The following is an 8,538-nucleotide window of genomic DNA, read 5'->3' as shown; positions in this document are numbered from 1 at the left end:
CAATGATTTTGAAAAGTTCGAAAAAGTAGACTCACAATCGGTTTATTTGAAGTACCTGGAAACAGACGGTTATATATTCGTGGGAAATCGCAAGGAAACTTTTATCCTGGACCGGACAGCGTTGCACGTAGCAGCCAAATGCAGTGCCCCGGCGAACTCGCCTGTGTATGATAGAAAGATGTATTATAAAAAGAATAACAGCATCTACAAGCTGGATATCAGCACTTTCCTGAATAAAAAGCTGGCTGGAAGCTACTGATTCTCGTAGTTATTGCTTGAATACTTGACTTAGTTGCATACTTCGCTTACCCGTCATATTTGAGTAAGTGGCAGGGGTTAGCCTATAAAAGAAAATCGTGCAGCACCCGGGGGTAATGCACGACTTACATTCTGATTAAGGAGAGCTTACGCGGATAAAGAGCGTTTACGTAATGTAAATGTATACTGCACACCGCTTCGCTCAACGGGAATTTAACCAGCCTCCGTTTTTTTCGTATTAAATCCGGTTTTTAGCTAACGAAGTAAATCTACCTGCTGCGAACTACATTCAGTTCCGCGATCAGCTCCGGTCTTCTGCCTTCCGGAATGGGGATGATGTGGTTTCCCATTACAATTTGCGACGCGCTCATTCTTGTAATATGGTCGAGATTGATCACGTGCTTGCGCGACAGCTTGAAAAATGTCGGTTTAAGTTCCGGGAAGATCCTGCCAATGTTGGGAGAGATGTGAATGTAGTTATATGTTTTGCCGGGATACAGCTTTACAAATTCCTCAGTGGTCAGGTAGAGTCTCGCATAGGGTCCGTCTGCCTCAATGAAAAGAATGTTATTCTGCTTTACCTGAATATGTTCCTTGTCGGTAAAAAATACGATGTGCTCGGTTTGATTTGCTTTGGCAGCCGGTAAATTTCCCGCCTGGAAATTGTGCAGTGCCAGGTTGATCTGCACCACCAGCTCGTTGGAGCGCACCGGCTTTTCGAGGAAAGCGGCAGGATAGGTAGACTGGCTTCGTTCCGCTATTTCTTCGTAAGCGTCCTCGCCGGTAATGTAGATAATCGGTATCCATTTAATGCGCAACAATTCCTGTGCTGTTGCGATGCCATCCTCGGGACCATCCAGTTTCATGTCGATCAAAGCGAGATCGGCACTCTGCTTTTTCATGATGAAAACTGCTTCGGTAAGGTTCCTGGCCACTCCGCTGATTGAAAAACCCTTGCCGCCCAAATCAACTTCCAGATGCTTTGACAACAAGGGGTTATCCTCTACGATCAGAATTTTTGCAGCTACGCTCATATCGATAAAAGCTTGTTAGCATTGCTAACTCAAGGATTTAGGATGAATTATAGTGTCTTTATTCTCAGGCCCAATATAACCTTAAGTAAACCTAATCTTTAATTCTTCTAATGTCAATCGCTATTGCAGAAATACTTCGACAAGTTTGCTTGAAAAATTCACATTCAACCCCGGCAGCGCATGGTTAATGATCACGGACAGGTACTTGCCCATTTATCCAGATTTCTGTGTTTCAAGACCACATATACTTTCAGCGATTTTGCTTTGGGACAGAAGTTGTTTTCAAAAACTGCCCTGCTCGTCATATCCGTATATTCCGCAGCGAATACAGGCTTGTTCAATGCGGTAAATGGTTGAACCTGATCCTGCCAGCCCTGTTCGAAAGCATCTTCGGTCAGCAGCCAGTCAAATTTAGCGGCATAATCCGGTGCAAGGTCAGGAACGTTCTTTTGTCCGATACCTAACCCATTCTGATGCGCAAGCGTAATCAGGTAGTCGCAGTAGCGGCGAGTATCCGTTATGGAAATATCAAATCCAGTTTCATTGTCGTAGCTGTCAAGATTATCCGGCTCCACTGCGTCAAATCCTTTGTTCATGATCATTCTAAGCCTTGAACTAAGCCAGGGTTTCAGCTTTTCAGGCTGCCGGATATCCAGCCACCTTTCCTCGGGCCATTCCGGATACACTTTCCCGATCACTTCCCTGGGAAGTAACCCTGCATCAGGCCGGTCATCTTCAAGCGTACCTACCGACATATACGCGATCACTTTTTTACCCTGAGCGTGCAATGCGGCCACTTGCTCCGCAGTCGTAGTAAATGCGTCCACATCAACCACATCGGCCGAAAACTGATCACCGGCATTCAGCTCGTCAAGATCCCAGTCGAAAGAAACGCCGTTTGCCGGCTTCCACCAGGTTGTTTTATCATTTGGCAGCTCGCTACCGTCAACAATATTGTTATCGGGCTCAGCATCATCAGATTGGCAGGCTGCCACAAACAGGTACGCAGCCAGGAGCAATGTAAATTTTCTCAGCATGGAGGAAGTTGAATTTACAATTTAGACGTCTTCCGCCCACATTTATTGCTGTCTGACCTACTGTTTTCCTTTTTTCAGCATATCTTTGACGGAAATCCAGCGAATACCGGGATAGCGGTTGTTGTCCAGCGGGTTCAACTTCGGCAAGCCGGTAAACATATTGTGCATGTACTGCATTCCCTGCCATGCCGGGAAGGTTTCTTGTTCCTGCGGGGCTATGGTCCGGGTAAGTTTGATCATCGTGCCCAGCATCCCGAGTCCGCCTACACGAAAGGTACCAAAAGCTTTTCCGTGTGCCTCAGTCGCTGCTCTGGCCAAATCCTTGATCGATGCCACTTCTCCTGCAATGCGAAGGTATCTTGGCGTACCCGAGTCCAGCGCTGCGGCGGCTGTATATTCGGCGGTGTTTTCGATTGTGGTAAAATCGAGCGGCTGATCGGCATCTCCCCAGTACATAACCTTTTTCAATGCGGGTACAATCAATGGCGCTTCACCAGTGAGCAGATCGGTAAACATCCCGTTGAGTATAGACGTAGCCTGTATGCCCGATTTATCAACTACCTCACTGAACTCGCGCCTGAGGTCAAGGTTTCGGTTGGAGCCGGGCTGCAATCTGGTATAATCAATGGAATAATCGGATGGAATAAACCGGGTAACGCCTGCCCAAACCGTGGCTTGCAGCAATTCCGTTTGTGCATTGATAATCACCTCCCGCAAGCCTGACAGGGCAGATACGACGCAGGAAGCCCCGGTAATTGCGCTGGCCAGTTCGGGAATATTTGCAAAATCAACCTCAACTACTTCAGCGCCTGTCGCCCGCAGCGACTTCACACTGGGGTTTGAACTGCCTTTGCGAATGATTGCTTTCACCCGTGCACCTTTTTGAAGCAGGTAGTGTGTGATCCTGCCGCCCAACTGGCCCGTCGCACCAGCTACGACAATGAAGTTGGTGGCGTTTGTATCTGTTTTAAAATCCATTTCTTAGTTCGAAGTAGTAGGTATGTTGCTGTCCATTACATTATAATTATTATTCCCGCTCAACGAATCACATTAAATTGCATGCAGTAATATCAATGCAATTCTCAAAAACCAACCGCAGTATACGCATGATCTACGTCGTAGGAAGTTCAAACACCGACATGGTGGTTAAGTCAGAAAGGTTGCCTGCGATGGGTGAAACTGTAATAGGAGGGGATTTTCTGATGACGCCAGGCGGAAAAGGCGCCAACCAGGCAGTAGCAGCGGCGCGACTTGGAGGGAATGTAACTTTTATCTGTAAAGTAGGTAATGATCTTTTCGGTACCCAGGCTATGCAGCAGTTCCGCAGGGAGCAGATCCACACTGATTTTGTTTTAACGGACGACACTGCGCCTTCGGGTGTTGCGCTGATTAACGTAGACCAAAATGGACAGAACTGCATTACGGTAGCGCCGGGAGCCAATAACCAGCTCACCCCGGCGGATGCGGAGCTTGGGCTAACAGCCATTTCCGCCGAAGATATCCTGCTGGTGCAACTCGAAATTCCCCTGGAAACGGTTGAAACGGCAATCGCAGCGGCACACCAAAAGGGAGCAAAGATCATATTAAATCCCGCGCCCGCGCAAAACCTGCCCGCAGCTATTTATCCTGATATTTACCTCATCACCCCGAACGAAACCGAAGCCGAGCTGCTCACCGGCATTCCGGTTTCAGACCCTGCGTCTATTGAGCAAGCCGCGGAAATCCTGCTCGGAAAAGGTTGTAACAACGTGATTATAACACTCGGCAGAAAAGGCGCTTACCTGCGAACGGCGGAAAGCAGCGCGTGGATAGCTTCTCCGGAAGTTAATGCCATGGACACTACGGCAGCAGGAGATTGTTTTAATGGCGCGATTGCAGTGGCTCTTTCTGAAAACATGCCGCTAAGCAACGCGGTAAAATTTGCTACCCGTGCTGCGGCGATCAGTGTAACAAGAATGGGAGCGCAGAGCGCCATGCCTTACCGGAATGAAATAGCCTTAAACTAAAACAGGCTGCCTCAAAGACAGCCTGTTTTCCTCACACTCCAACTTCACTTTTGCATTACATATCAAGGAACGATGAATGGCATTGCGATCGCGAAAGTTTCTTCTTTCGTCAAAATTTCGTCAAAAGCCTCAGTCGCAGCTTTGAATCTGGTATCGCCTGTGTCAGGGATACCCGTCAGATCAAGATCAAGCAGGTTAGCGCCGGCCTGAACTACCGTAGATTCGCTGTTTGATCCTTTGTAAACCGGTGCAGGTGATCCTTCATCCAATGTGATCCAGGATTTGATCGCCTTGTTGTTTCTGATCTTAGCAAGGATTTTTCTTGAAATAGATGCGTGGCGTGCCTCAACTGAGTGTACCTGCAATGCGTATTCAAGGATTTGTGGATCGTTGATCAAAGTACCAGCCTGACCTTTGTAAGCACGAACACCAGTATCTTCAAACGCGTGTGAAAGGAACACAAACGTATCAAAGTTGGTGAAAGTATCGTAAGTTTTGTTTACTGTGAAGTCAAACTTTGGTTTGTCTTGTCCTGGTGTCAGGCCAAGCGCTTTTTCCAAAAATTTTACGTGCGCATCTTCATGCTTGCTGATCTGCATGAAAACAGGCTTGTACATGGAAGGGATTAAACCAGCTGTATCATTTCCTACTTTGTAGAATTCGTCTTCCAGGTATTCAAGTGTCAATGCAAATTTAAGTACCGCAACTGCATCAGCCGACTGTGCATATGCTTTGTTGAAAGCACCAGCCAGGAAAGCAGGCGTAGCAGCAGCAGCTACTTTCGCACTTACTTTGTTAAAGAAAAAACGGCGGGATGTGTATCCGATACGCTCTACCGCGTCACCATCAAATTTTTCGAATTGCTCGAGTATATTAAATATGTTCATTTTGTTCCGAAGTTGTAAGAGTTGTTAATTATTGAGGCAAACCGCTTCCGCTGATCGTGTTCTTAACGAAAGGCTGTACAGCTGGTAAAATCACACCTGGCTTCACTGCTTTGTCAAAACCTGTCATAGGATCAACCACATCGTCACCAGAGAAATCGGCTGAATTAGGGTTCAGCAAATCACGGATTGCAGCAGCATGGCGCGCTTCAACCGAAACGATTTTACCGGCAATAAGCAAATAATTAACATTCTCGATCAGGTTTCCAGCGCCATTATAAGCCTGAACACCAGTATCTTCGAACAATTTGGCAGCGCCAAGTACACTTGCACGGCTGTTGAAGTCGATGCCGTCGAAATTAGGAGTAAGTCCTTTGATCGCAGCAGCACCCAATGCAGCTTTGAAGAACTGACGGTGTACGATTTCGTGGTACATGATATCGGTCAGGATTGTTTTCTCCTCGTCGGTCATTCCCGCATACGGAGACATCATCACCTGCGTGTAGAAAGCTGCTTCGAGTTGTTCCAGTGCGTATGCATAGTTCAGAATTCCGATATCGCCTGTTCCAAGATCAACTACTTCGCCTGGAAGGTTGTGATCGTCCAATGTACATCCCATGATGAAGGCACCAGTGGCAGCAGCGACTCCTGCTGATCTTAAAAAGTAGCGCCGATTTACCTTTTCAAGCATTGGGCCAGCATTTTGTAGTAAGTTGTTTTCCATTACGGCAAATCCGGTTTTGTTGAGAGAAATTTCAATTACCGAAACCTACGAGACAGCCGGGAAAACGGATCAGAAAAAATAGGAACTTTCTTAGAGCTTTTGGGAGTAAATGTATTGTATTTAGACGAAACACAGAATTAAGTTTCGTAAGCATACATTTCGTATAACTATACCAATACGCGTTGCGGGTAAATAATGCATTTCATTGCTGATACACTAAATCAAAATAATGTCGTGCATTTCCTTTTCTCAATCCTTTTTTTCTACATTTGAATCTCTTGTTTTTATATCTTTTTACACTTAAAGTACTATTAGTCTATGAGAAAGAATTTTCTTTTACTCGCAATGCTCGGCGTGAGCGTGCTATTTGTCGCAGCGCGGTTTGCTGCCGACACCCTGGTAGGCACCTGGAAATACACCGTATCCAATGTGCCGCCCGAGTATGAATCGGGTACAATGACATTTGAAGATAAAGGCGGGAAAATTTCGGGTTATCTCGGAAGCACGGACAAGTCAGAAATGATGGAATTGAAGATCAACCAGGATAAGGTCAACTTCAAGCTCGATTTTCAGGGTTCGATGATCACCATTGATATGGTACAAAAAGGCGACACGCTGAAAGGAATCGTAGTAACCAATGACGGCGAGTTCCCGATCGAAGCAACGAGAGAAGCCAAAAATTAATAAGACACAAAATTCTATCACCTTAGCTGAATTCATAGTTAAGTCAAGATACAGGAAAGCTGCCCTACACAGGGCAGCTTTCCTTGTTTTATAGCCGCCCGATTTTCCTTATTCCTGATAACGGAACATTAACTAACCCTTAATCCGCCGGTAACACAGCCTTAACATTGACTATCTACTTTTGCGGGCGTTAAAACAGGATTAAACGAATTTGAAAAAACACCTCGAAACCGTAGCGTATATAGCATAGCGGTACAGTCAATTGTGAACGTCACTTGCAGGTAACCTCGCCTGCACGCTGTCGATCATGTAACTCCATCTTCTTAATACCACAACAATTACTCATCTAACTCACAAAAAATGAATCGATTAATTACAGGACTATTTGTGACCATCGCAATGTTCTTCATCGCTCCCGACATTTTCGGACAGGGCAATGAAGCGACAATCATCGGTAAAGTCACCGAAGTACAAGCAGGGCCGATTGTCGGCGCGACCGTTTTGGTCAGGAATGAATCTACCGGTTTCCAGGCCGGAACAGTTACCGATGTAAATGGTGATTACATTATCAAGCAGCTTCCATTGGGTTCACCTTACTCCATCACAGTTTCATTTATTGGTTTTGGAGAACAAAAGAAAACGGGTTACGCACTTAATCAAGGTGACCAGCTCAGGCTGAATTTCGACATGGAAAGTGCTGCAAATGAATTGCAGGCGGTTGATATCAAAGCCAACTCGCTGAAAAACACGGTTGTCAGCCTTGGGGCGTCTACCAGCATTACTGCAAAAGACATTACCAAACTGCCGGTAAACGGGCGGAATTTTACCGCCCTTATAGAACTCTCGCCATTGAGCAACGGTAACAGCCTGGGCGGTCAGCTGGGATCCTCTACCAACTATACCATTGATGGTATGACCTCACGCAGCACGATTGCAGGTGGCGAAACCGGAGGTGCTTACGCGATTTCCATGGAGGCTATCCGTGAGTTCAAGGTGGTTACCAATGAATACGATGTAACACTCGGCCGCGCTGGTGGTGGAACGATCAGCACTGTAACGAAGTCGGGTACAAACAAGCTGACTGGTAGTATATTTAACTTCATGCGTGCAGATTGGCTTTCAAGCGGTTATGATTTGAGAGGAAACAAAAGAACGCAGGATTTCTCGACAAATCAATTCGGTTTGTCGCTGGGTGGTGCATTGAAAAAAGACAAAGCGCATTTCTTCGTAGCCTGGGACCATCAGGCAGATTCCCGTCCGCTTTTTATCGCCAACCTGCAATCTGACGCGGACGTGGCGGCTAACAAGGTGACGCAGGAAACGCTGGACAAATTCCTTGACATAGCAAGATCAAAATACGGTGTTTCCAACAGTCCGCAGTTTGGTTCTTTTGGCAAGAAAAAAGGTACTGACGCGATTTTTGCAAGAATTGACTGGCAGTTGAATTCCAAAAACCTGCTGACGCTCCGCAATAACCTGATTACGGAAAATGACAAACTGTCGGAGGGGGATAACACGTCGATCAATGCATACGAATCTTACATTGACCGTAAGCGTTTCAATAACAGCATTATGGCATCACTTCGTACGATCGTGAACCCAAAAGTTACGAACGAATTCAAATTGCAGCATTTGTATCAGTATGAAGCGGTAATCCCGAGCTCGGAGCTTCCATCTGCCGGTATTCCACGCGCCATTGTTGAAAATATCAACTCCACTTCGGGAACAAACAACTATATCACCAATATTCAGATCGGTGGTCAGCGTTTTTCTCCCGAATGGTTCAGAGGACAGGTTTACCAGGCAGTCAACAACCTTTACTATAACACGGGTAAAATCAACTTTACTTTCGGTATTGACGTGATGTTCAACCGCATGAAGTCAGTTTACGGCAGTGAAATGAACGGACGT

The 8,538-nt window shown here is 46.2% G+C and carries 9 protein-coding genes; 4 read left to right on the top strand and 5 right to left on the bottom strand.

The window, feature by feature from the left end; all coding sequences use genetic code 11:
• Window positions 1–259 (top strand): hypothetical protein (locus ACTIE6_RS10995; RefSeq protein WP_439556677.1); only part of this gene is annotated, 259 nt, incomplete at its 5' end.
• Window positions 260–527: 268 nt separating this feature from the next.
• On the opposite strand, the gene ACTIE6_RS10990 is transcribed toward ACTIE6_RS10995, so the two are convergent.
• The 3 genes from ACTIE6_RS10990 to ACTIE6_RS10980 all read right to left on the bottom strand — a co-directional run bounded on the left by ACTIE6_RS10990 (window position 528) and on the right by ACTIE6_RS10980 (window position 3,307).
• Window positions 528–1,292, bottom strand: a complete 765-nt coding sequence (locus ACTIE6_RS10990; RefSeq protein WP_439556676.1) for a LytR/AlgR family response regulator transcription factor — start codon at window positions 1,290–1,292, stop codon at window positions 528–530.
• Window positions 1,293–1,483: 191 nt separating this feature from the next.
• A complete protein-coding gene (locus tag ACTIE6_RS10985; protein ID WP_439556675.1) occupies window positions 1,484–2,329 on the bottom strand; it encodes an endo alpha-1,4 polygalactosaminidase in 846 nt (281 codons plus the stop codon).
• A gap of 57 nt (window positions 2,330–2,386) precedes the next feature.
• The gene (locus ACTIE6_RS10980) at window positions 2,387–3,307 is read right to left on the bottom strand and encodes an NmrA family NAD(P)-binding protein (protein ID WP_439556674.1); all 921 of its coding nucleotides are present in this window, start codon (window positions 3,305–3,307) and stop codon (window positions 2,387–2,389) included.
• A 128-nt stretch (window positions 3,308–3,435) separates the two neighbouring features.
• On the opposite strand from ACTIE6_RS10980, the gene rbsK reads away from it, so the two are divergent.
• The gene (rbsK, locus tag ACTIE6_RS10975; protein ID WP_439556673.1) at window positions 3,436–4,335 is read left to right on the top strand and encodes a ribokinase; all 900 of its coding nucleotides are present in this window, start codon (window positions 3,436–3,438) and stop codon (window positions 4,333–4,335) included.
• A gap of 62 nt (window positions 4,336–4,397) precedes the next feature.
• Here the strand turns inward: rbsK and ACTIE6_RS10970 are convergent, their stop codons facing one another.
• Together ACTIE6_RS10970 and ACTIE6_RS10965 are read right to left on the bottom strand one after the other, a co-directional pair.
• Window positions 4,398–5,222 (bottom strand): ferritin-like domain-containing protein, encoded by an 825-nt coding sequence (locus ACTIE6_RS10970; protein WP_439556672.1) that lies wholly within the window; start codon window positions 5,220–5,222, stop codon window positions 4,398–4,400.
• 28 nt (window positions 5,223–5,250) lie between these two features.
• A complete protein-coding gene (locus ACTIE6_RS10965) occupies window positions 5,251–5,910 on the bottom strand; it encodes a ferritin-like domain-containing protein (RefSeq protein WP_439556671.1) in 660 nt (219 codons plus the stop codon).
• 351 nt (window positions 5,911–6,261) lie between these two features.
• Here ACTIE6_RS10965 and ACTIE6_RS10960 point away from each other — a divergent pair, with 351 nt between their 5' ends.
• Together ACTIE6_RS10960 and ACTIE6_RS10955 are read left to right on the top strand one after the other, a co-directional pair.
• A complete protein-coding gene (locus ACTIE6_RS10960) occupies window positions 6,262–6,627 on the top strand; it encodes a hypothetical protein (RefSeq protein ID WP_439556670.1) in 366 nt (121 codons plus the stop codon).
• A gap of 360 nt (window positions 6,628–6,987) precedes the next feature.
• Window positions 6,988–8,538: carboxypeptidase regulatory-like domain-containing protein (locus ACTIE6_RS10955; RefSeq protein WP_439556669.1), on the top strand; the 1,551-nt coding region annotated here is incomplete at its 3' end.

It is taken from the genome of Dyadobacter sp. (assembly GCF_051859145.1).
Lineage (GTDB): Bacteria > Bacteroidota > Bacteroidia > Cytophagales > Spirosomataceae > Dyadobacter.
The sequence above is the reverse complement of the archived record's forward strand: the minus strand, read 5'-3'. Positions and strand labels throughout refer to the sequence as shown.